We start from the raw sequence: 269 nt of genomic DNA, 5'->3' as shown, positions 1-269 counted from the left end.
ATCCGGACGCTTTCGATATCCGTTTCGATATCGCTTTCGCGATCTGTTTAGATAGCAGCCGCCGCGCGAGGGTCGCGGCTCGATCCGACATAGTGGGATCACGCGGCAGTCTTGCCGCCTCGCCGCCGCATTGCACGGCGGCGAGTGTCCTGCCGAGGCTTAAACCGGATTCAGCGCGCTCGCGCCGTCGAGCACGGCCGCGACGTTATCGAGCGCGGTAAAGCCCATCTGGTCGCGCGTTTCCACGGTCGCGCTCGCCATGTGCGGCG

At 65.1% G+C, this 269-nt stretch carries 1 pseudogene; it reads right to left on the bottom strand.

Annotated elements, in window-relative coordinates:
- Positions 1-159 precede the first annotated feature (159 nt).
- A pseudogene (locus tag SB816_RS31960) lies at positions 160-269 on the bottom strand (D-glycerate dehydrogenase); the annotation flags it as partial.

The sequence above is a fragment of the Achromobacter sp. SIMBA_011 genome (assembly GCF_046535435.1).
Lineage (GTDB): Bacteria > Pseudomonadota > Gammaproteobacteria > Burkholderiales > Burkholderiaceae_B > Achromobacter > Achromobacter dolens.
Note: the sequence above shows the minus strand (reverse complement) of the source record. Positions and strands in the feature narration are given on the sequence as shown.